The 20,749-nt window shown below is 63.7% G+C and carries 22 protein-coding genes; 7 read left to right on the forward strand and 15 right to left on the reverse strand.

The features are described from left to right. The first annotated feature begins 222 nt into the window (after nt 1-222). Nucleotides 223-1,203: an NADP-dependent oxidoreductase gene (locus tag NKJ15_RS03930; RefSeq protein ID WP_352685389.1), complete on the forward strand. Its 981-nt coding sequence runs from the start codon at nt 223-225 to the stop codon at nt 1,201-1,203. A 32-nt stretch (nt 1,204-1,235) separates the two neighbouring features. Next, complete coding sequence (locus NKJ15_RS03935; protein ID WP_352469672.1) at nt 1,236-2,297, forward strand: alkene reductase; 1,062 nt, start codon at nt 1,236-1,238, stop codon at nt 2,295-2,297. Between the two features lie 128 nt (nt 2,298-2,425). Here the strand turns inward: NKJ15_RS03935 and NKJ15_RS03940 are convergent, their stop codons facing one another. After that, nucleotides 2,426-3,319 (reverse strand): LysR family transcriptional regulator, encoded by an 894-nt coding sequence (locus NKJ15_RS03940; RefSeq protein WP_352814176.1) that lies wholly within the window; start codon nt 3,317-3,319, stop codon nt 2,426-2,428. A gap of 101 nt (nt 3,320-3,420) precedes the next feature. Here NKJ15_RS03940 and NKJ15_RS03945 point away from each other — a divergent pair, with 101 nt between their 5' ends. Then, nucleotides 3,421-4,290, forward strand: a complete 870-nt coding sequence (locus NKJ15_RS03945) for an NmrA/HSCARG family protein (protein WP_352469670.1) — start codon at nt 3,421-3,423, stop codon at nt 4,288-4,290. Nucleotides 4,291-4,428: 138 nt separating this feature from the next. Next, the gene (locus NKJ15_RS03950; protein WP_352767487.1) at nt 4,429-4,803 is read left to right on the forward strand and encodes a glutathione S-transferase N-terminal domain-containing protein; all 375 of its coding nucleotides are present in this window, start codon (nt 4,429-4,431) and stop codon (nt 4,801-4,803) included. A gap of 493 nt (nt 4,804-5,296) precedes the next feature. On the opposite strand, the gene NKJ15_RS03955 is transcribed toward NKJ15_RS03950, so the two are convergent. Genes NKJ15_RS03955 through NKJ15_RS03965 form a run of 3 tightly spaced genes read right to left on the reverse strand, consistent with a single transcriptional unit; the run spans nt 5,297 to nt 8,259 of the window. After that, nucleotides 5,297-6,070, reverse strand: a complete 774-nt coding sequence (locus tag NKJ15_RS03955; RefSeq protein WP_352814178.1) for an SDR family NAD(P)-dependent oxidoreductase — start codon at nt 6,068-6,070, stop codon at nt 5,297-5,299. Then, nucleotides 6,067-6,864, reverse strand: a complete 798-nt coding sequence (locus tag NKJ15_RS03960) for an SDR family oxidoreductase (protein ID WP_352814180.1) — start codon at nt 6,862-6,864, stop codon at nt 6,067-6,069. Before NKJ15_RS03960 ends, NKJ15_RS03955 begins: the two co-directional genes overlap by 4 nt. 3 nt (nt 6,865-6,867) lie before the next feature. Then, complete coding sequence (locus NKJ15_RS03965) at nt 6,868-8,259, reverse strand: transaminase (RefSeq protein ID WP_352767491.1); 1,392 nt, start codon at nt 8,257-8,259, stop codon at nt 6,868-6,870. Nucleotides 8,260-8,415: 156 nt separating this feature from the next. Between NKJ15_RS03965 and NKJ15_RS03970 the strand changes: the two genes are divergently transcribed. After that, nucleotides 8,416-9,162 (forward strand): IclR family transcriptional regulator, encoded by a 747-nt coding sequence (locus NKJ15_RS03970; RefSeq protein ID WP_352767493.1) that lies wholly within the window; start codon nt 8,416-8,418, stop codon nt 9,160-9,162. Between the two features lie 293 nt (nt 9,163-9,455). Here NKJ15_RS03970 and NKJ15_RS03975 read toward each other — a convergent pair whose 3' ends face one another. Beyond that, complete coding sequence (locus NKJ15_RS03975; RefSeq protein ID WP_352469662.1) at nt 9,456-10,373, reverse strand: LysR family transcriptional regulator; 918 nt, start codon at nt 10,371-10,373, stop codon at nt 9,456-9,458. Nucleotides 10,374-10,876: 503 nt separating this feature from the next. Here NKJ15_RS03975 and NKJ15_RS03980 point away from each other — a divergent pair. Then, entirely contained in the window at nt 10,877-11,776 is a 900-nt protein-coding gene (locus NKJ15_RS03980; protein ID WP_352814184.1) for an MBL fold metallo-hydrolase, read from the forward strand. Between the two features lie 456 nt (nt 11,777-12,232). Next, nucleotides 12,233-13,180 carry a helix-turn-helix domain-containing protein gene (locus NKJ15_RS03985; protein ID WP_352814187.1) on the forward strand — a complete coding sequence of 316 codons (948 nt, stop codon included), beginning with the start codon at nt 12,233-12,235 and terminating at the stop codon, nt 13,178-13,180. Between the two features lie 37 nt (nt 13,181-13,217). Here the strand turns inward: NKJ15_RS03985 and NKJ15_RS03990 are convergent, their stop codons facing one another. The 10 genes from NKJ15_RS03990 to NKJ15_RS04035 all read right to left on the reverse strand — a co-directional run bounded on the left by NKJ15_RS03990 (nt 13,218) and on the right by NKJ15_RS04035 (nt 20,713). After that, on the reverse strand, nt 13,218-14,204 hold the full coding sequence (locus NKJ15_RS03990) for a branched-chain amino acid ABC transporter permease (RefSeq protein ID WP_352814189.1): 987 nt from the start codon (nt 14,202-14,204) through the stop codon (nt 13,218-13,220). 5 nt (nt 14,205-14,209) lie between these two features. Next, nucleotides 14,210-14,794 carry a branched-chain amino acid ABC transporter permease gene (locus NKJ15_RS03995; protein ID WP_352814191.1) on the reverse strand — a complete coding sequence of 195 codons (585 nt, stop codon included), beginning with the start codon at nt 14,792-14,794 and terminating at the stop codon, nt 14,210-14,212. Continuing rightward, on the reverse strand, nt 14,791-15,105 hold the full coding sequence (locus NKJ15_RS04000; RefSeq protein WP_352814193.1) for an ABC transporter permease subunit: 315 nt from the start codon (nt 15,103-15,105) through the stop codon (nt 14,791-14,793). Before NKJ15_RS04000 ends, NKJ15_RS03995 begins: the two co-directional genes overlap by 4 nt. Further along, nucleotides 15,102-15,830, reverse strand: a complete 729-nt coding sequence (locus NKJ15_RS04005) for an ABC transporter ATP-binding protein (RefSeq protein WP_502906860.1) — start codon at nt 15,828-15,830, stop codon at nt 15,102-15,104. The genes NKJ15_RS04000 and NKJ15_RS04005 overlap by 4 nt, the downstream gene beginning before the upstream one ends. Next, a complete protein-coding gene (locus NKJ15_RS04010) occupies nt 15,811-16,548 on the reverse strand; it encodes an ABC transporter ATP-binding protein (protein ID WP_027027454.1) in 738 nt (245 codons plus the stop codon). The genes NKJ15_RS04005 and NKJ15_RS04010 overlap by 20 nt, the downstream gene beginning before the upstream one ends. A 140-nt stretch (nt 16,549-16,688) precedes the next feature. Continuing rightward, a complete protein-coding gene (locus NKJ15_RS04015; protein WP_352539272.1) occupies nt 16,689-17,897 on the reverse strand; it encodes an amino acid ABC transporter substrate-binding protein in 1,209 nt (402 codons plus the stop codon). Nucleotides 17,898-17,952: 55 nt separating this feature from the next. Beyond that, nucleotides 17,953-18,342, reverse strand: a complete 390-nt coding sequence (locus NKJ15_RS04020; protein WP_352469655.1) for a nuclear transport factor 2 family protein — start codon at nt 18,340-18,342, stop codon at nt 17,953-17,955. 17 nt (nt 18,343-18,359) lie between these two features. After that, on the reverse strand, nt 18,360-19,154 hold the full coding sequence (locus tag NKJ15_RS04025; protein ID WP_352469654.1) for a MoaF C-terminal domain-containing protein: 795 nt from the start codon (nt 19,152-19,154) through the stop codon (nt 18,360-18,362). Nucleotides 19,155-19,167: 13 nt separating this feature from the next. Further along, nucleotides 19,168-19,956, reverse strand: a complete 789-nt coding sequence (locus NKJ15_RS04030; RefSeq protein ID WP_352469653.1) for an SDR family NAD(P)-dependent oxidoreductase — start codon at nt 19,954-19,956, stop codon at nt 19,168-19,170. Between the two features lie 175 nt (nt 19,957-20,131). After that, a complete protein-coding gene (locus NKJ15_RS04035) occupies nt 20,132-20,713 on the reverse strand; it encodes a YceI family protein (protein ID WP_352539477.1) in 582 nt (193 codons plus the stop codon). Between the last annotated feature and the right edge of the window lie 36 nt (nt 20,714-20,749).

A 20,749-nucleotide genomic window follows, 5' to 3' on the forward strand; every position in this document is an offset into this window, starting at 1 on the left:
GCGCTGATGATCGACGAGCCCGATCACGCGCCGCTACAAGGTCGCCGTCGGCCGACCGCTTTTCCGCCTGGCCGAAAAGCACCGTACGGATAAGGCCACAAATACGAAATTGGAGACGCCGGAAGGCCATTAGGTGTCTCTCCAGCGAGACAGACTGTCTTATTTCGATGACTTATGGCGCGGATTTCGAACGCATACCTTCTGCCAAGAAGGAGAACCTACATGATCCAATCCGCTGATCTCAAGCGCGGGGCCTCCACATCCGAACCGCTTGCCCCCGGCCGAGCCTTACGTCTTCAAGCCTATGGCGGCCCCGAATCGCTGACAGTCGATAGCGTATCCGCGCCCGAGCCGGGTCCGGGCGAGGTCTTGGTGTCGGTCAAGGCCGCCGCGGTAAACGGTATCGACTGGAAAATCCGTGAAGGCTACCTCCGCGAGCGCTTCAAGCTGACCCTGCCCGCGACGCTTGGCATCGAAATGGCCGGCGTCGTGCTTCGGACCGGCCCCGGCGTCACAGGCGTGAAGCCCGGGGATCGGGTTATGGCCGCCATCGGTGGCGTCGGAGCCTACGCCGACCATCTGGTCATCAACGCCGAGAAGCTCGTCCTGACGCCGGCATCACTGTCCGACGTGGAGGCCGCGGCCATTCCGGTCGCGGCGATGACAGCCTGGCATGTCATTCAGGCGGCGGATTTCGACCTCTCCGGACGGCGGGTGCTGATCCATGGCGCAGCCGGCGGCGTGGGCGGCTTTGCCGTCCAGTTCGCCAAGGCGGCCAGAGCGACGGTCTTTGCCACGGCCTCGACCAATAGCCTGCCACATGTCCGGGCGCTCGGCGCGGACGAGGTGATCGACTATCGGCAGCAGAACTTCGAGCTGCTTGCGCGCGACATCGATTTCGTCGTCGACCTCGTCGGTGGTGAGGTCGTGAACCGCTCCTGGGCAGTCCTGTCGCCCGATGGCCTTCTCGTAAGCATCGCCGCCACGGACCTCGCATCACGTACGCCGCCAGGCCGCCGCGGCGTCTTTTTATCGAACAAACCTGATACCGCGCGCCTGACCGCGATCGCCCAGCAGGTCGCCGTCGGCGCCCTGCGATCGACGATCGCCGACGTGGTGGGCTTCGATGATTTGGCTTCCGCAATCGAGCGCAATCGCACCGGCCACGCACCCGGCAAGATCGTCGCTGATTTCACCCGCTGATCACCAAGTTTTCAACTTTCAAGGAGTTTATCATGACGACTATCTGGAGTCCGGTCCGCGTGGGCCAAATGGACCTGCCCCACCGCCTGGCCTTGGCCCCGATGACTCGCAGCCGTGCCGAGTTCAACGGCGTACCGGGCGAGCACGCCGCTGAATACTACGCCCAGCGCGCCTCCCTTGGCCTGCTGATAACCGAGGGTGTGCAACCCTCGGCCGATGGCCAGGGCTATTTCGCGACGCCGGGGATCCACGCACCCGAACATGTCGCCGGCTGGCGCAAGGTCACCGATGCGGTTCACGCAAAAGGCGCGAAGATCTTCCTGCAGCTCATGCATGTCGGCCGCATGTCGCACCCGGACAACACGCCGCATCACCGTCAGCCCGTCGCCCCATCGGCCGTCGCGCCCGGTGAGCAGATGTTCACTGCGAGCGGCATGCAGCCCATCCCCGAGCCGCGCGCGCTGACGACCGAGGAAGTCGCCGCCACGGTGCAGGACTTCCGGCGGGCCGCGCGGCTGGCTATCGATGCCGGCGCCGACGGCGTCGAGATTCACGGCGCCAACGGCTATATCGTCCATCAGTTCTTTGCGCCGAACGCCAATCACCGGACCGACGCCTATGGCGGGCCGATCGCTAACCGCATTCGGTTCGCCGTCGAAGTGGCGCAGGCTGTCGCCGATGAGATCGGCGCCGATCGCACCGCTATCCGCCTTTCGCCAGGCCTGCCTTTGGGCGGGCTTGATGAAGGTCCGGAGAGTCCTGCGCTCTATCGCGAACTGGTCGCCGCGCTGGCACCACTGAAGCTGGCCTATCTCCATCTGATGTATGGCGGGGGCGACGAGTTCCTCGCCGACATCCGCCGTGCGTGGCCCACGACCCTGATGGTGCTGCGGCTTGGCCGCACACGCGAAGCCCTGGACCAGGACATCGTCTCGGGCCAGGCAGACATGACCTCGATCGGCCGTTGGGCTTTGGCCAATCCCGACTTCGTCGAGCGTCTACGGTTGGGCGCGCCCGTCAACGAGCCCGATCCATCCACCTTCTATGGCGGTGGCGCGGCCGGCTACACGGACTATCCGCGGCTTGCGGGCTGATGCGTCGGCTGCTGTAGTTCATCGGACTGCAGCAGCCACCTTCTGGCGGTCGTCGCTTGCGTTATTGGATCAAGCTGGCCCGCGACGTGGGTGATGGCGTTGGCCGACAGAAGGTAACCGTGGCGGCTTCAAATCCGAATGAACGCTGCCAATTCGTCGGGAGTTCCTTTTGGGAACGCTCCTCTCAGATGGTCGAGAAAGGCGGAAACGCGGGCATTCAACAGGCGCCGCGACGGGTAGAGCGTCCACAGGGCCGTATCCGGACCATCCACGTCCCCCCAATGCACCAATGTGCCGGCGGCCAGATCATGACTCACGAGCGATACCGGCAACCGTGCCGCACCCACGCCCATGACGACCGCATCGCGAACCATGATGAGCGACGACAGGCTGAGCACCGGGGTGAACGCGATCGTCGTCGGCCCCGTGTCCGGTTTGATATTCCACACCGAGAGTCCTCTGTCCGAGCTCCGCACGACAGCGGGAGCGGCGTCTCCGTCTCGCGGTCTCGCCACTTGCGGGCTCGCCACGATCACAAGCCGATCACGCATGAAGACCCGTCCCACCAGGCTTTCATCGGAACGCGGATTGACGCGAATGGCCAGGTCATACCCTTCTTCGACCATGTCGACTGCACGGTCTTCGGTCGTGACTTCAAGGATAACGTCGGGATATTTGAGCGAGAAGCCTGCCGCCAGCTTACCCATCGCAAGTTGAGAGAAGAGCAACGGTGCACTGATCCGCAAATTTCCACGCGGTTCCCGGTCTCCCGACGCAATCGCTGCGGCCGTCTCCTCCACTTCCGTCAGCAAGCGACTGGTTCGCTCATGCAGGTCCTTTCCCTCCTGCGTGAGCTTCAGGGTACGCGCCCCGCGCTCGAACAAGCGTAGGCCCAAGCTATTCTCCAGTTCTGCGGCGCGCCGCGAGAGCGTCGCCTTGGGGCGCCCTGTGGCGCGCGCGGCTCGCCCGAATCCACCATGACGTGCAACCAGATTGAAGTCGGCTAGGGCGAGCAGGTCCATGTGTTCCACCAGTGAGACAGGGTGTCTACAAATGGCAGCTTCCGGTGCGTTTGTGGACTCCTAAATAGCGCTAACGATCTGATAAAAGCAGGAGTGACCACATGACTATCCTCGTCACCGGTGCAACCGGAACCGTCGGCCGCAATGTCGTCGATCAGCTCATCAAGCGCGGCGCTAATGTGCGCGCGCTCGTCCGCGATCCCTCGAAGGCCAATTTACCAGCCGCCGTTGCCCTCGCCGAAGGCGATCTGCTTGACGTCGATGCGCTGCGCACGGCCTTCTCGGGCGTGTCCACCCTGTTCTTGCTCAACGCCGTGGTGCCCGACGAGTTTACCCAGGCGCTGATCGCCCTCAATCTGGCCCATGAGGCCGGGATCAAGCGGATCGTCTATCTGTCCGTGCTTCACAGCGACATCTACGTGAACGTGCCGCATTTCGCCGGTAAGTTCAGTGTCGAACGCATGCTGGAGCAGCTGGGCTTCAACGCCACCATCCTGCGGCCTGCATACTTCATCAACAACGACTATTCGGTGAAGGACGTGGTGCTCGGTCACGGTGTCTATCCGATGCCGATCGGTGACAAAGGCATCGCGATGGTCGACGCGCGCGATCTCGGTGAGATCGCAGCCATCGAGCTGGTTCGCCGTGAGCAGGCAAGCGAGCCGCTTCCTCTCAAGCGGATCAATGTCGTTGGTCCCGACACGCTGACCGGTGCCGATGTCGCCGCCATCTGGTCGAATGTTCTTGGCCGGACGATCCACTATGGCGGCGACGATACCGCTGGGTTCGAGCAAAACCTCCGAAATTACGCACCGAGCTGGATGGCGCTCGACATGCGTCTCATGGCCGAGCGCTTCCTTGTGGTTGGCATGGTCCCTGAGGCAGGGGATGTTGATCGATTGACCGGCATGCTGGGTCGCCCGCTGCGCTCCTATCGCGACTTCGCAGCGGAAATCGCTGTTTTGGCTTGATCATTCCGCATGTCTGAATATCGGCCTGCCGGTGCGCTTGCAACGCCGGCGGCCGAACGGGGTCATGCGGCGGCATATTCGAGCGCGCATAGCCGCCCCACGGCCAACCCGCAGTGCATCCGGCAAAAGGCATTTGCCATGACCAATACCGTGTTCAAGCCCATCGTCTACCTGCTCCATGGCTGCCCGTTCTGCATGAAGGTTCGCGTGTTCCTGCTTGAGGCGAGACTGCTCGACCAGGTCGACATCCGGCTGGTCGAACAGGGCAGCAAAGAGAAGTGCCAGATCACAGAGAAGCTCGCCGCGCACCTGCCCAAGGTCGGCTTTCCAACTGTCGAGCTAACGCCGGGACAGTATATGACGGAATCCGACGAGATCATCGCCTGGTTTGCCAAGGGCGCCGCCATCGACATCGCGACGCTGCCGACCTTCCAGGATTATGTCGGCGGTATTTTCAAGGACCACATCAGCCTGTACCGCGAGAACATGCGGCTCAAGCAGCAGGCGGTCTGAGAGCCGGTTCGAAACTGGGTGTTTGACACCGGACCTTGATGGTGCAGTCTCTTCGCCAGTGGGAGAAGCGCTTTGGGTCGGGTTCACCACGGGAGCGTACTTGTTCACCTATGTGGGCGTCCGGAAGGCAGTCCGCGGCAATATTGTCGGATATGCTTTCTGTTCAGATGCCTCGATTACCGCGGAAGGCAAAGCGAAACGCGCGTTGTGCATGTATTCGCACGGCAATCCGCGCGACCATATCGACCATTCCTGCCATCGCCGCGCGTTCTGAGTGTTTATGAACGCGGGTGTAAAGCAAGTCCTGGCCTGTTCGACCGTTGGCGCCATCGTGGCTGCCTGAATTGCAGCCAAAAGCGCGGCGGGGCAAATCAACGCGGTCTTCCCTATCTGAATGTCGGTAGAGGCAGCAGCGTGAGACAAGTGGCGCCGCTTATCAGAGCGCCGGTATCCTGGCCATTCGCCTGTGACAAGCCTCACTGGTCAGGTCGCATCACACTGCCCTGTTTTGCGTTGGTGCACGGCCGCCGCCGTCGGCGACGAGCACAGCACCGGTGACGAAGGAGGCGGCATCGGAAGCCAGGAACAGACAGCAGTTGGCGATCTCAGACGGTTCGGCGACACGCCTGAGCGCAATACGGCCAGTGAGCGCGGTGAACTCCTCGTCGGGCGTCGAGCCGTTGGCCGCTGCCGCCACTTCCATTTCGTAGACGCTCATCGGCGTCCGCACCCAGCCAGGCGCCAACGCGTTGGCGCGGATGCCGTCGGGGCCATGTACAAAGGCGAGCGAGCGGGTGTAGGAGACGAGTGCTGCCTTGCTGGCCGAATAGGCGGCATTTTGGCCGCTGGCGTTGAAGGCGCCGACGGAGGCGATGTTGACGATCGCGCCGCCGCGCTTTTTCATGAGCGGCAGTGCGGCGCGGCAGACCATCATGGCGCCCGTCACATTGACCGCAAAGCTGCGCGCCCAGGTCTCATCGCTCAGGCTCTCCGGCTCGTCGAGGATCATCACTCCGGCGGCGTTTACGACGATATCAAGACACCCGCCGCAGGCGTCGATAGCACGTGCGACATCGCCTGCGCTGGTGATGTCGCCGAGCACGGCGGCAACGTCGCTCGCCTTGACGGCGCCGTCCAGTCCCTCACCGCCGAGGCCGAAGGCGATGACTTCGGCGCCGTGCCGGCCGAACAATTCGGCAGTGGCGCGGCCCATTCCGGTGGCAGCACCGGTGATCAGCGCCTTGCGGTCTTCGAGGCATCGGCTCATGTCAGCCCCCAATGGCGCTCGACGGCGAAGCCGGTTTCCGGCAACGTTGAGCCGCCGTCGACGACGATCGTCTGGCCGGTGGTGTATTTGGCCTGCTCCGAGGCGAGATAGAGCATGGCATAGGCAATGTCGTCCGCCTCGCCGAGATGGCCAACGGGTATGTGTTGGCCGAGGCGCCCGGCAACTTCCGGCGCGCTCATCGTGCCCCTACCCGGCTTGGTTATGAAGCCCGGCTCGACACCGTTGACGGTAATGCCGTCGCGCGCGAATTCGAAGGCGGCACCCCGAATGAAGGCGTTGACGCCGGCCTTGGCAGCCGAGTAATGCGCGCCGCCGGCCATCGCCAAGCGCGCCGACACTGAAGAGGTGACAAGGATGCGGCCGAAGCCGTTCTTGCGCATCACCGGAACTGCTGCCTGCGCCAGCCAGAAGCAAGGCTTGAGATTAAGCGCCAGCGCTTCATCGAGCTTGTCCTCGTCAAGATCCTCAATCGAGGCCCAGGGACAGCCGCCGGCATTGTGGACGACGATGTCGAGCCGGCTCGCCTGACGTACGATGTCGCCGACCAGTGCGTGCAGCCTGGCGCGGTCGAGCCCAGCAAGCGGAACCGCACGCACATCCAGCTTGCGGGCGGACAATTCGGCGGTCAGCGCTTTTGCCATATCGAACGTTCGATTGGCGATGACGACACTAGCACCGGCCACGGCGAAGCGGGTGACGATCGCAGCACCGATGCCGCGTCCGCCGCCGGTCACCAGCGCCACCTTGCCGCTGAGATCGAATGGTTTCGCCATCGCTCAGACGACTCCGGCGCCACGCACGAGATCAATGAAACGGGTGAAGACCTCGGCGTGGCGGTCGACATCGGCCTCGGTCGTCGCCGGACACATCAGGAACATGGTGTGGAAGGGCGTCACCAATATGCCCTCGTTCATGTAGAAGGCGTGCAGCAGCGTCTCGAGATCGCCGCGCCGGCCGGCGATGACGTCGGCGCCGTTCCGCGGCGGATCGGGCATGAACATGATCTCGGCGCGGGCGCCGATCTGCGTCACATGCCACGGCAACTTATTGGCGTTTATGATGCCACGTGCCATCTCCGCCAGCCGCGAGGCTCTGCCGATCATGATTTCGAAGTTGGCGGGCGTGAGCACCTCTTCCAGCACAGCGCGCATCGTGGCTACGGTGAGTGCGTTGCCGGCCAGCGTGCCGCCGATGCCGAGATGCGCCGACTGGCGCACGCGCGGATTGACCATCGGCACGATGGCCCACAACCGCTCGGCGATCGCCTGCGAGACGCCGAAGATGCCGGCCGGAATGCCGCCGGCGATGGCCTTCCCGGCGACCAGAATGTCCGGCTCCAGCCCATGCTCGGACGAATAACCGCCGGGTCCGCTGGAGATCGTATGCGTCTCGTCAATGATCAAGACCGTGCCGGTGCGGCGGGTGATCTCGCGCAGGGCGTCATGAAAGCCGTCGGCGACCGGGATCATGCCGAAATTGGTCATCAGCGGCTCGGTCAGCACGCAGGCGACGTCGCCAGCCGAGAGTGCCGTTTCGAGCGCAGCGACATCGTTGAACTCGACCACCCTCGATACGGCCGAATGGTCGACACCGTTGGGATGGATCATGTTACGCAGGCCGACACGGCCGTCGCGGATCTCGACATGCGCTTCCTCGACGCTGCCGTGATAGCAGCCGGAAAAAACCAGCACCTTGTCGCGGCCGGTGATCATGCGGGCGATGCGGATGGCGCCGCGATTGGCGTCGGTGGCCGAGGTGGTCAGCGTCCAGTAGGGCAGTCCGAAGCGACGATGCAGCTCAGTGCCAACCCACAGGCTGTCCTCCGTGGGCAGCATCATCGTTGTGCCGTTCTGCAACTGGCGCAGTGCGGCGCAAGTCACCGCCTCCGGCGCGTGGCCGCACATGCCGCCAGTGTCGCCAAGGGCGAAGTCGACATAGTCGTGACCGTCGATGTCTCTTATATGGGCGCCGCTGGCCGACGCGGCATAAACCGGGAAGCCGCCGGCCCAGCGCCGCATCCAGTGCGAGGGTCCGCCATAGAGGAAACGCTGCTTGCCCTCTTCCCAGGCCGCCGCTGAGCGCGGATGCGTGTCACTGAAGCGCGCCTGCTCGCGGTCGAGCAGCTCACCAATGGTCGTTGAATGCGAATCGCTTCTGCTGGCAGCCATCACAGCGCTTAACTCTCCCTGCCGCGCGATTATTTTGGGGCGCGCGCGTTCCAATCTGGTTCACTATTTGAACCAGCATTTTGTATGTTATAGACTGCAAGGCGGGTCGGCTGCTGTCAAGTTAATTCACACGCGAAGTATCTCGGAGAATCGATAATGAGCACAGTCGGCAAGGCGGTTTCGCTGCTGGAGCTGTTCACGGTGGGTGAACCGGAGATCGGCCTCTCCGACCTCGCCCGCAAGGCCGGTCTCGACAAAGCCACCGCAAGGCGCCTGCTGCTAGCGCTTTCCAACCACCGGCTGATCGAGCAGGAGCCGAAGAGTCGCCGCTACCGGCTGGGCGCCGGCCTGTCGCGGCTGGCCCGCATTCGCGACGCACATTTCCCCTTCGTCCGCGTCGCGGCGCCTGTGGCGCGAGAGCTTTCGCTCGAAACCGGCGAGACCGTGCATCTGTCGGAATTCAGCGCCGGGGCGCTGCTGACCGTCCATGTTGAGCTTTCCACCAAGGCCAACCGCGTCAATGTCGATGTTGGCCAGGTGCTGCCGCTGCACGGCACAGCGTCCGGCGTCGCCTTCCTGGCCGCTTCAAGCCCGGATGTGGTCGGCGCCTATTTCAAAAAGCCGCTGCAGGTGTTCACCCGGCATACGGTGACGCGGCCGGACAAGGTTGTGGAGGCGATACGGCTTGCCGCCACGCGCGGTTACTCTCGCAGCGCACAGGGCTATGAGGAAGGCGTGCACAGCATCGCCGCGGCGATCCTCGGCGCTGACGGCCAGCCGATCGGCACCTTGGCGGTGGCTTCGCCCGTCTCACGCGTCGACGACGCGACCGCAGCCACACAGGGCAGGGCAGCAATCAAGGCAGCACGGTTGATCACGGCGCGTCTCACCGGCGAACCTTAGCCTTGCATCTCCGCGACGGATGCATCGGGCATGCCCTTGCGCCATAATCTCGCAAAATCGGGCGGAACGAGCGGCTGCCCTCCGCCGGGATATCCGCAGAGCGAAGACGCTCGCGCAATGCCGCGAGCGGCTCATATAGCCGGCGGTCAGATTTCTGCTGCCCAAAGATCAGTTTCCGATCGGTTCGACCGGCTGGTCGGAACACGCTCAGGGCGTTGGACGGACTTTCTCGAAAGAGGAACTCGGGGCGACTTCGCTGTACACGGTGGCGAGACGACGCCCGCGAGCAGACATCAGCCGTTGCGGAAGAGGTTTCGAGGCCGCTGCCTGCCGTTCTGAGAAAGCATCTCGACGAACCGTGCAACCTTGGGCGGGCGGAACCGGCCGGCCGGATACACGGCGTGGATGCCGCCGGTAGGCAGCGTCCAGGCAGGCAGAATCGGCACCAGCCGGCCAGCCGCCATATGATCGCCGACAAGAAAATCGGGAAGGATCGACATACCGGCGCCCGCTAGGGTTGCCTCCAGCACGGCCGGAGTGCTGTTGATCGTCATGCCGGGCTTCATGCGGACTGTCCGCAGTTCATGATCCCCCCGGGTAAACCGCCACACCAGCGGCTCCTTCAGCGCGACATTCGCGACAAAGGGGAGGCCGGACAGTTCCTCGGGCTCGCTCGGGGACAAGTCTCCGGCTATGTCGGGCGCGGCGACCAGAAATTGCCGGAATGAGCTGATCCGGCGCGCCTGCAGGCTGGAGTCGGTAAGCCAACCTACGCGAATCGAAAGGTCGATCTGGTTGGCGACCAGATCCATCCTGGCGTCCGAGAGGATGAGATCGACCCGGCATGCCGGATAGATTCGACAGAACTCGGCTGCCAGTGGCGCGACGGTGATCGCGCCGTAATCGTTGGACGCGGTGATCCGCAGTACGCCCAACGGCTGAGCATTGGTCTGGGCAAGTTCGGCGAAGGCCTCTTCTGCCTCGCTCAGGATCATCACGCATCGCGCGTGAAGCTGCCGGCCTGCCTCGGTCGGCTCGACCCTGCGCGTCGTGCGCAGCAGCAGGCTTGTCTTCAATTCCGCTTCAAGCCGCGCAACCTGTTGACTGACGACTGTCTTGTTGACGCCTAGCCGATCGGCCGCGCGAGTGAACGAGCCCATGTCCACCACGGCCGCGAAGTACGCCAGTCTGTTGAGGTTGATTGCTTCCATGCTCGCCTGCTCCGATTGTGCGCTTATACCTCACATTGAATCCAATTCATCGATATTTATCGTCCAATCGAAACGGTCCATCCTTCTGTGCGTCGGGCAACCGGGTCCGCGCAGGAGGAAAAGCAGAGTGACGATCGAGGCTTTTCCCGCAATGGGCCACGTCTACGAGGCTCGCTTCGGCGACCTCGCCTTCCATCTGCAGTTCGATACCGAGGTGCCTTCATGCGCTTGCCCCCGCGGAGGCGGTCAAATTCGCCAAGGTAAAGGCCGTCCGCGACCGGGCGCTGGAAGTTCGGCCAGGGATGTTCATGGTCTGGACCGAGGTTGCCGGTACGACCGTGGGTCCATGTCGGGGACTGCGAGAACGGTATCGTCCACACCACGATCACTCGGCCCTATCTGAGCTTCCTGAATTTATCCGGCGGCTGGACCCGGCCGACTCGATCTCAATATCGCGCGCAGCCCGATTTCTTCAGCGCCATCCAATCCGAGAGGACACCCACATGATTACGAGGAGACAAGTCATGAAAACCACATTTGCCATCAGCGCCGCTGCCGTCTTCGCCCCTGCCGATATCGGCCGTGCGGCTGGAACCGGACTTGCCTGGAAGCATTTCCCGGCCGGCCCAAACGGTTTTTTCCGCGCCCCCGTCCTGCTTTCCGGCGCCACCGAGGCGCTGCTGATCGACGGCGGCTTCACCTATCCGGGCGGCCGCGCGCTGGCCGAAGAGATCAAGGCCAGCGGCAAGAAACTGACCACGATCTATGTCAGCCAGTCGGACCCGGACTACTATTTCGGCCTGAAGCCGGTGCGTGAGGCATTCCCCGAGGCCAAGGTCGTCGCCGCCTCGGACACGGTTGCCGCGATCAAGGCGTCGGTCAAGAAGAAGCTCGATGTATGGGGACCCCAACTGAAGGAGAACGGTCCGCAGACGCTGGCCGACATCGTCCTGCCCGATGCGTTTGACGGTCCGTCACTGACTGTGGATGGTGAGACGGTGGAGTTCGTCGCCGCCGAGGGCCTCGCTAATCGCCGCTATCTCTGGGCGCCCTCGCTGAACGCGGTGTTTGGCGGCGTCCTGGTCTTCGCCGGCGTTCATGTTTGGACCGCCGACACCCCGACCAGGGAATCACGCGCGGTCTGGATTGCCAATCTCGACAAGATCGCAGCGCGCAAACCGACCGTCGTCGTGCCGGGGCACATGACGCCTGAGTCGCCGCTCGACATCTCCGCTGTCGAATACACCAAGACCTATCTTCTGGCCTTCGAGCAGGAACTCGCCAAGGCCGCGGACGCCGCGGCGCTGAAGAGCGCGATGGAGGCCCGCTTCCCAGGCCTCGGCATGGGCGTCGCCCTCGACATCGGCTCGAAGGTCGCGAAGGGCGAGATGAAGTGGGGCTGAGATGAGCGCCAATTCGATCTGATCCGGAGGACCTATGAAGGGTCCTCCGAGGAGAACGGCGGCGATCTGCTCGCCGTGCTCGCGCGTCCGAAGTCGAATAGACCGAGGCGGAACGCCTTCCCTGTGCCGGCATGGACGCCCTGATGAAATGTGTCTTCCAGTGCTTGGCCACCGAGCAGACCGGCTATCGCGCCGACGTGCACGGCTATCTCGCCGACGGCGACCGGGTACCGGCCTTTGAAACGGCTCGACCGCAAGATCGGGCCTTTCCGCACGGCAGCGGCATGCGGCCCTTCAGTAACGCGGACACCAGGATGCCGGCCGACTTCGTCCGGCGCGGCGTGAAGCACCTCCGCCGTTGCGGCAAAGATGCTTATCATGTTAAGGATGACGTGGCGCTGCCGCTGCGTCACAATCCCGCGACAAGACGGGAACAACGAGAATGTGGAGGAGACTATGATCGCCCACCACGTGAGCGTCGCCGACGGCGAGGCTTTCCTATCTGCGTCGCGGATGCTGTTCGGCCCGATCACCCAGCGTTTCTCGCGCGGCGAGGCGCCGTCGCTGCCGAAGCTCGTTTCCGTGCATCTCGGCTCCTGCCGGCTCTCCGAGATCAAGGCCAAGTCGCATCTGGTCGTCAGCGACCGTACCTTCTGGCGCAGCTTCGATCCCGACGCGATCAAGATCCTGATGCAGCTCAGCGGTCACAGCCGCTTCGAGCAGCAGGAGGTCGCGGTCGATCTCGGCCCACGCGCTGCGATCATCTATGATCCAATGCGCAGCTATTCGCTGCAAAACCTGTCGGATGTCGACCAGCTCATCCTGCAGGTGCCGCGCTCGACCTTCGGCGACGGGACGCTGGCGCGGCTCTCGGCGCCGGTGCCGTTGCCCGGCAACGACGACAGCCTCACCCATATCGTTTCCGGTCTGATGCAGATGGCGATCGGCACCGCGCACAAGCTCGACGAGGCCGGCTGCCGCCGTGTCGGAGAAAGCTTGATACAACTCGTCAACGGACTGATCCAGGCAAAGCCGACGGCGCCGGACTTCCGCCGCTCGCCGCTGGAAGCGCTGCGCGAACGCATCGTCGCCTATATCGACGCCAACCTGGCGCGCTCAAACCTGTCGGCCGAGGACATAGCCCGCCACATGGGCTGCTCCCGCCGCTATCTGCACCGCGCCTTCGAAGGCGAAGGCACCACACTGGAGCGGTTCGTGTGGGATAGACGGCTGGAGCGCAGCAAGGAGGAGCTGCTGTCGCCCGCCCGCGCCTCAGCCTCCATCTCGGAAATCGCGTTTGCCTGCGGGTTCAATTCGAGCGCACATTTTTCGCGGGCGTTCAGAAGCAAGTATGACGTGGCGCCGAGAGATTTGCGGGAGCGAGTGCGTGTGGTGGTGCATTAGGAAGGTGCTGACGCTTCAACAGGGCTGTACCCAGACCTCAAGCCGTCCGCGCCCTGCCCGCAAAACTCCGCATCAGCCCCTTCGGCAAGAACAGCATCGCCAAGATGATGGTCAGCCCCGAAATCACCGGGTGGTAATCCGGCACCACTATGCGCGCCAGGTCGAACACCGCGTACATGACGAAGGCGCCGAGGATCGGGCCGAGCAGGGTGCCGGTGCCGCCGACCACCGTCATCATCAGCGGCAAAAGCATCCAGTCGAGGTCGAAGACGGAGTCCGGGCCGACATGGAAGATGTAGTAGGTATAGAGGCTGCCGGAGACGCCGGCGATGAAGGCGCTGCCAGCAAAGGCGGCGACCTTGACCCTCAGCGTGTCGATGCCGTTGGCCGAAGCCGCCATCTCGTCGTCGCGCACGGCGATCAGCGCCAGGCCGTAGCGCGAGCGCATCAGCAAGCGGACGGCAAGCGCTGTGCCCACCATCAGGCCGAGCCCGACCAGATAGTGCGGCAAGAGCGTATCGAAGGTGCCGGCGGGCGCCACGACGCCGAAGGCGCCGCCGGTGAAATCACCGCCATTGATGAACATCACCTTGATGATCTCGCCGAACCCGAGCGTGCCGAGCGCGAAATAGTCGCCGCGCAGCTTTGACAGCAGCGGCAGGCCGATGATGATGGCGGCGACGGCCGCGACCAGCCCGCCCAGCATCATCGTCACCGGATCGAAATAGTAGATCCGCGGATAGGCGTCATAGAACGTGCCCCAGAGATAATTGCCGCTCCACAGAATGGCGGTGGTGTAGGCGCCGAGCCCGAAGAAGGCATGGTTGCCGAGGCTGATCTGGCCGCCGAGGCCGGCAACGAGGTTCCAGCCTTGCGCCATAGTGGCGTAGATGAAAACGAAGAACAGGAACGAGAAGGCATAAGAATCGATCGCGCCGGGCAGGAGCGGCACCAGCGCGAGGGCAGCGACCACGGCAATTGCGATCCCAATCCAGAATTGTTCCGGCAAGGCTTTCATCATCATGACGCTCAAGCCTTCTTGTAGGGCCGGCTGAACAGGCCTTCCGGCTTGAACATCAGCACCGCCAGGAACACGCCGTAGGCGATAGCGTTGGTCCAGCCGCCCGAGATGAAATACTGCACATAGGCTTCGATCAGGCCGAGGATGATGCCGCCGGCAAGTGCGCCCGCGACATTGCCGATCCCGCCCAGCGCCAGCGCCACCAGCGCCTTGAGGCTGAAGATGAAGCCGGCGAACGGGTTGAACGGGAAAGTCGTCGCCACCGCGACGCCGGCCGCTCCGGCGAGTCCGATGCCGATCGCGAAGGCGACGGCGTTGACGCGGTGCGGGCTGATGCCCATCAGCGTCGCCGCCTCCATGTCCTCGGAGGCCGCGCGCACCGCCTTACCGACCAATGTCTTGCGCAGGAATAGCACCACCAGGCCGGTACCGGCGAGCGCAATCACGAAGCCCATCGAGCGGGTGAAGGAGGTGCGCACGCCCAAAATCTCGATGCCGCTCGCCGTGTAGGAGGTGACGATGGCCGCGGTGTTGCCGCCCCAGATAACCGTCATCAGGTTCTGGATCAGGAACATCAGACCGACCGCGATCAAGAGTGAGATGTTGCGGTCCTCCGCTGCCGCCGCGCGGCGAAACAGGCCTTGGTGACCAGCCAGCCGACGACGAGCCCGACGGGCACGACGATCAGAAGCGACGCGAAAGGGTCGATGCCGACGCCGTAGAACAGCGCCCGTACGAAATAGGCGGACAGGATGATCATCGCGCCCTGCGCCAGAAAGATCAGCCGCATGGTGCCGAAGATGAGGCTGAGGCCCACCGCCGCAACGCCGTACATGGCGCCGCCCAGCGCGCCGTTGAGCGACAGCTGCAGCAGGATTTCGGGAGGCGGAATGTTCTGCATCATTGCACCTCCAAGACGCCCATATAGGCCTTCTGGATTTCGGGATCGGCGATGAGCTCGGCACCGGTGCCTTGCATGGCAAGCTCGCCGGTTTTCAGCACGAAGGCATAGTCGGCGACCTTCAGTGCCTGATGGATGTTCTGCTCGACCAGGAGGATGGTGACGCCCTGCTTGTGCAAGGTCTCGATCAGCGCGAACATCTGCTGCACCACGATCGGGCTGAGCCCCAGCGACGGCTCATCGAGGATGAGCAGCGACGGGTCCGACATGGTGGCGCGCGCGATCGCCAGCATCTGCTGCTCGCCGCCGGAGAGCGAACCGGCCTTCTGCCCTGCCCGCTCCTTTAGCCGCGGAAACAGCGTGTAGGCTTTCTCCAGCGACTGCTTGAAGCGCTTCCGCACCTTGGGTTGGAAGGCGCCGAGCTCGAGGTTTTCCAGCACGGTCATCTGCCGGAACAGGCCGCGCCCTTCCGGTACATGCGCGATGCCCATCGCCGCGATCTCCTCCGGCGCCTTGCCGGCCAGCGGCGCGCCGGAGAGGAAGATCTCGCCGCGCTTCGGCTTCAGCAGACCGGAGATGGTCTTCAGCAGCGTCGTCTTGCCCGCGCCGTTGGCGCCGACAATGGCGACGATGCTGCCGGCGTTGACGTGGATCGACACGCCCCACAGCGCTCCGACGTCGCCATAGGCGACTTCCAGATTGGTGACGTCAAGCAGCCGGTTCGCCAAGATAGGCCTCTATCACTTTGCGGTTGGCGACGATCTCGCGCGGCGTGCCGTCGGCGATCTTCTCGCCATGGTCCAGCACGATCACCCGGCTGCATACCTTCATGATGGCATCGACCTTGTGCTCTACCCACAGGATCGAGACCCCCTTGTCTGTGCGCACGCGGCGGATGACATCGACCGTGCGCTGGATCTCGGTCGGGTTCAGCCCCGCCATCGGTTCGTCCAGCAACAGCAGCCCCGGGCTGGAGGCAACGGCTCGCGCGATCTCCAGCAGCCGCCGGTCGGACAACGTCATATGCGCGGTGCGGACATCGCGCTTGGCGGTCAACCCGACCAGTTCAAGTGCCTCCTCGGCGGCTGCCGTCGCATGCTTGACGCGGCCGCCCGAGCCATAGACGGCACCGACCATGATGTTCTCGAAGGCCGTCATGGTCAGGAACGTGCGCACCAGCTGGAAGGTGCGGGCAATGCCGAGCCGGCAGATGCGATGCGGGGCCGTGCCGGTGATGTCCTCGCCACGGAAGCGGATACGGCCCTGGGTTGGGGTGTAGAGCGCGGTAATTACGTTGAACAGTGTCGACTTGCCGGCGCCGTTGGGACCGATCAGCCCGATCAGCTCATTGGCTCCGACGGCGATGTCGATGTTGTTGAGCACGACAAGCCCGCCGAACCGCTTCTGGATCGCCTCGAGGCGAAGCAAGGTTTCGTCAGGCTGCATCGTGTGTTTCCGTTTCTCGAGGGGAAGCTATCCGCGCAATCTATCGAGGTCAGCGCCGCCCTCATCGCCCTGCCGGCCTTCTCCCCGAGTAGGACGGGGAGAAGGGCAGGCGGCAACGTCGGAGCCCGTGCCCTCGCCGCTCAGCGCTTGTCCCAGGCCGGCGCCGGCTTGTAGGTCCAGTTGCCATTCGGGAAGATCAGCTGGTGCTTGCCTTGCCACCATTGCGTGGCAACGCTGGGGATCAGCGCAAAGCCGGTCTGGTCGAATTTGAGATCGCCGACGACGGTGTCCTTGAATTCCTGGTTGAAGACCGCGTCATGCAGCGCGGCGGCATCGGTGGTTCCCGCCTTTTCGATCGCCTGCGCCAGCACCTGCGCATTAGCGTAGAAGGCGCCGACTGTGACGGAGTCCTTCTTGAATTCGGCCTCGTAGCGATCGCCGAGTTCCTTGGCGCCGCGATAGGGATAGCTCGACGACCAGAAACCGTCGGTCATGATGTAGTCCGAATCCGCTCCGAGCGCTTCGTGAAACTCGCCCGTCCAGGTGCCCTTCCAGCCATGCAGATAAGGCACGGAGAAGCCGAGCTCCTTCATCTGGCGCAGCAGCGTCACCGTGTCGGCCGGCGAGCCGAACACCAGCATGGCGTCGACATTGGCGGCCTTGAGCTTGGTGATCAGCGCCGAATAGTCGGTGGCCCCGATCGCCCAGGGATCGTCGACCGCGAAAGTGTAGCCATATTTCTTGGCCGCCGCCTCGAAGGCGCCGCCAAAGCCCTTGCCGTCGGGCGAATCCTCGGTGACAAGTGCCGGGTTCTTCGGCTTCTCATTGGCCGGCAGCTTGTTCCAGATCTCGAATGGCACCTCGGCGCCCGGCCCCGGGTGGAAGAAGAAGAGGGCCGAGTATTTGAGCTTCAACGGCTGCCACTCGAACGGGAACGCCGTCGTGATCATGTAGAACTTCTTGTATTTCTCGGCGACGATGGCACCGGCGATGTTCATCGGCCCGGAATGGGTCGATAGCAGCGCGTCGACCTTCTGCACCTTGATGAGGTTTTCCAGCGCCGAGGCGACCTTGCCTTCCGAGCTTTCGTCGTCGGCGACGACGAGGCGCACCGGCAGCTTCTTGCCGGCCGACTTGAGCATGATGCCGCCGGCCTTGTTGATGTCGGCCACCGCTTGCTCATAGGCCCATTTCTGCTCCTTGCCGTCGCCGGCCAGCGGCCCGGTCAAGGAGATCGGAGCGCCGATGACGATCTCGTCGCCGGCGGCATTCGCGACCCCTGTGCCGCCGGCCGCAAGTGCGGTCGACAGCACCAGGCCCGCCAGCATTGCCTTCAGATTGTTTCCCATTGCATCCTCCCAGGTTGTTTCATCGGCCGGACGCATCGGCGCCCGCCCGCATGCCTCAGACCGTCGCTGCCGCGACCAGCCTGGTATCGGTGAACTGCTCGAAACTCACGGCTTTACCGTCGTCCATCTCCCAGACATGGACGACGCGCGCCGACATTTGCTTGCCGGTCTTCCTGTAGGTGCCCGAATAGGTGCCGATGCCGACGATGGTGGCGCCGCCGTCGACCAGTCTTTCGAGCTTCAGCGTGTAGCCGTCCCACTCCTCGCCGATGCGCTTGAAGACCCCCGCTATGATGGCGTCGGGGCCGACATAGGTGCCGGCATAGGGGAAGCCCGCCATTTCGGTCCAGGCGGTGCGGCTGGTGATTGGCGCCATCATCGCAGATAGGTCCTTGGCATCGGAACCGGCGTAATGGGCCTTGATCGCTTCGTAGTTCTTGTTCATCGCGTTCTCCCGCGCGGTCAGACCGGCGCCTTGCCTTCGTCGTAGACGGTTCTGGATTTCTTCTCGATGTGAGCGCCGGCCGGCTTGTTCTCGACCTTGCCCAGGCTGGTCACGCCGAGGAATTTCCCGGTCGAGCGCATGACGTCCCAATTGTAGAAGAACAGCGAGGCGACCGGGATGATGAACTCGCGGAAGCCGAACACATATTGGTTGTCGGCAAACTTCCAGGTGGTCGCCAGGTCGACGTCGCCATGGCCACGCTGGATGCCGACGAGGTTCTGCCAGGCATAGCGCTCGGAGCTCAGATAGATGTGCTCGTAGACGTGGTTGGGGCTGTATGTGTAGTGCGCGGTGAGCCCGATCAGGTCCCGGGTCGGCGCCGGCTTGATACCGGTCGGCGCGTTGCTGGGATCCCCGAGCACGCCGGCCGACCAGGTCTGCGCGACGCGCGGCTCGCCGGGCGCTTCGCCTGCTTCACGCACCCGTTCGCGCACCGACAGCACGCGGCGCGTGCTGGTGTTGACGATGTAGGCCTCATCCTCGGTCGGCCGGGCGGCGAAAGTCATGTTGATGAAGAACACGTTGGCGGCGACTTCGAGCGCCTCGTACCAGTCCGCGCCGGCCTCGCTGCCCTCGCTCCACGCCACCGTGTCGGGCGACGTGAAGGCAAGGTCGATTGTGCGCCCCGTGTCGAGCGTGATCTTGAAGGTCTGGCCGCGCAACGCTGATGTCGTCGCCAGCCGGTTGGTGGCGATGCCGGCGGCGAAATCGTCGAAATGCTTCCAGTCCGCCGGCCTGTTCTGGTCGTTCATCGCACTCTCCCAATCAATCGACAAAAGCTAATGTCGGCAGGTCGACGACGGTGGCGCCGCCATCGACGGTCAGGATCGAACCGTTCATCATGGCCGCCTCGCTCGAAGCGACGAAGCAGACGACGTTGGAAACCTCTTCCGGTGTCGCCGGCCGGCCGAGCGGGACGTCCCTGGTCACCAGCCGGTAGGCATCGTCGATCGAGCCAAGTCCGTGCTTCTCGACGATCACCGCCATCTGTTCGTCGGCCATGTCGGTCGAGACCCAACCCGGGCAGATGATGTTGGTGCGCACGCCCTTGCGGCCATAGTCGCGCGCCAGCGATTTGCCGAAGCCGATGCAGGCATGCTTCATGGTGACGTAGCCGGCGGCGTCCGGGCCGGCAAACAGGCCGGCGATCGAGGCAACGACGACGATGTTGCCCTTCCGCGCGATCAGGTCCGGCAGGCATTCGCGGGCGCAGACGAAAGCGGTGTCGAGATTGGTGCGCGTCGCCAGGCTCCAGGTTTCGTCGCTCATCGAAATCGTCGGGCCGACACCATGGCCGCCGGCATTGGCGACGAGGATGTCGACCGGTCCGATTTTTTCATGCACTTCGGCAAGCGCCGCACGCACCGCCTTCGGATCGGCGGCATCGCCCTGCACCACCAGACCGCCAATATCCTTGGTCACAGCTTCCAGCGGCTCGCGCCGCCGGCCCATCAGGACCACCTTGGCGCCGTCGGCCGCCATGCGCCTGGCCACCGCCGCGCCGATCCCGGTGCCGCCGCCGGTAATGAAAGCCGTCTTTCCCGAAAATCGCATTGTTCCATCCCGATTGGTAAGCGCGCCGGCTATGTGCCGATCTTCGCTGGGAATAATGCGGCACCGGCCAATCTGCGTCTTGTCCGAGCGAGAACTTTGTTTTGACTGAGTGCGCACTTTGCGCCCTGTCCGATGAAGTGCCGCGCGACCTTGCGCGCGGCACTCGCTCGCCGGATTACTTTTTCACCGCTTCCAAATCCATGACGATGTCGACATCCGGTCCAAGGCCGAAGCCGGCCGCGGCCTTGGCCATCGGGAAGTCGGCCGTACTGACCTTGCCTGTGGCGCTGAACGCCGCCTTGGTCAGCGTCGCATCCCACGGCGCCGGCGCCTCGTTGATCAGCGTCACGTCGAGGGTGATCTCTTTGGACACACCGCTGATGGTGAGATTGCCGGTGACCTTGCCGGTCTTGTCGCTGACCTTCTCTACCTTGGTGCTTTCGAAGGAGATCGCCGGGAATTCGGCGGCGTTGAAGAAGTCGGGGCCTTTCAAATCGCTGTCGCGCTGGTCATAGGCGGTGTGCACCGAGCCGACATCGATCTCGGCCTTGACGCTGCTTTTCGATGGATCGGCCTTGTCCATCACGATGGCGCCCTTCACCGCATCGAACTGGCCATGCGCGATGCCGTAGATGCCGTGCTTTATGGTGAAGGTGATCCAGGCGTGCTGGCCGTCGATCTCGTAAGTGTCGGCATGTGCTGCCGATGCGAATGCGCACACCGAGGCAAAGGCCAACGCGGCCGTCAGTTTTCTCATCGTCACGTAACTCTCCCCATTGTTGGTTGTCGTTCT

Origin of the sequence: Mesorhizobium sp. M0207 (assembly GCF_040321995.1) — a bacterium.
Classification (GTDB): Bacteria; Pseudomonadota; Alphaproteobacteria; order Rhizobiales; family Rhizobiaceae; genus Mesorhizobium.

What these genes read in the sequence shown, in the direction of transcription:
- NKJ15_RS03990 (WP_352814189.1), bottom strand. Translation starts at nt 14,204, where the DNA reads ATGATGATGAAAGCCTTGCCGGAACAATTCTGGATTGGGATCGCAATT.
- NKJ15_RS03930 (WP_352685389.1), top strand. Translation starts at nt 223, where the DNA reads ATGATCCAATCCGCTGATCTCAAGCGCGGGGCCTCCACATCCGAACCG.
- NKJ15_RS03975 (WP_352469662.1), bottom strand. Translation starts at nt 10,373, where the DNA reads ATGGAAGCAATCAACCTCAACAGACTGGCGTACTTCGCGGCCGTGGTG.
- NKJ15_RS03985 (WP_352814187.1), top strand. Translation starts at nt 12,233, where the DNA reads ATGATCGCCCACCACGTGAGCGTCGCCGACGGCGAGGCTTTCCTATCT.
- NKJ15_RS03935 (WP_352469672.1), top strand. Translation starts at nt 1,236, where the DNA reads ATGACGACTATCTGGAGTCCGGTCCGCGTGGGCCAAATGGACCTGCCC.
- NKJ15_RS03955 (WP_352814178.1), bottom strand. Translation starts at nt 6,070, where the DNA reads ATGAGCCGATGCCTCGAAGACCGCAAGGCGCTGATCACCGGTGCTGCC.
- NKJ15_RS03940 (WP_352814176.1), bottom strand. Translation starts at nt 3,319, where the DNA reads ATGGACCTGCTCGCCCTAGCCGACTTCAATCTGGTTGCACGTCATGGT.
- NKJ15_RS03945 (WP_352469670.1), top strand. Translation starts at nt 3,421, where the DNA reads ATGACTATCCTCGTCACCGGTGCAACCGGAACCGTCGGCCGCAATGTC.
- NKJ15_RS03960 (WP_352814180.1), bottom strand. Translation starts at nt 6,864, where the DNA reads ATGGCGAAACCATTCGATCTCAGCGGCAAGGTGGCGCTGGTGACCGGC.
- NKJ15_RS04010 (WP_027027454.1), bottom strand. Translation starts at nt 16,548, where the DNA reads ATGCAGCCTGACGAAACCTTGCTTCGCCTCGAGGCGATCCAGAAGCGG.
- NKJ15_RS03950 (WP_352767487.1), top strand. Translation starts at nt 4,429, where the DNA reads ATGACCAATACCGTGTTCAAGCCCATCGTCTACCTGCTCCATGGCTGC.
- NKJ15_RS03980 (WP_352814184.1), top strand. Translation starts at nt 10,877, where the DNA reads ATGATTACGAGGAGACAAGTCATGAAAACCACATTTGCCATCAGCGCC.
- NKJ15_RS04020 (WP_352469655.1), bottom strand. Translation starts at nt 18,342, where the DNA reads ATGAACAAGAACTACGAAGCGATCAAGGCCCATTACGCCGGTTCCGAT.
- NKJ15_RS03970 (WP_352767493.1), top strand. Translation starts at nt 8,416, where the DNA reads ATGAGCACAGTCGGCAAGGCGGTTTCGCTGCTGGAGCTGTTCACGGTG.
- NKJ15_RS04000 (WP_352814193.1), bottom strand. Translation starts at nt 15,105, where the DNA reads ATGATGCAGAACATTCCGCCTCCCGAAATCCTGCTGCAGCTGTCGCTC.
- NKJ15_RS04025 (WP_352469654.1), bottom strand. Translation starts at nt 19,154, where the DNA reads ATGAACGACCAGAACAGGCCGGCGGACTGGAAGCATTTCGACGATTTC.
- NKJ15_RS03965 (WP_352767491.1), bottom strand. Translation starts at nt 8,259, where the DNA reads ATGGCTGCCAGCAGAAGCGATTCGCATTCAACGACCATTGGTGAGCTG.
- NKJ15_RS04035 (WP_352539477.1), bottom strand. Translation starts at nt 20,713, where the DNA reads ATGAGAAAACTGACGGCCGCGTTGGCCTTTGCCTCGGTGTGCGCATTC.
- NKJ15_RS04015 (WP_352539272.1), bottom strand. Translation starts at nt 17,897, where the DNA reads ATGGGAAACAATCTGAAGGCAATGCTGGCGGGCCTGGTGCTGTCGACC.
- NKJ15_RS04030 (WP_352469653.1), bottom strand. Translation starts at nt 19,956, where the DNA reads ATGCGATTTTCGGGAAAGACGGCTTTCATTACCGGCGGCGGCACCGGG.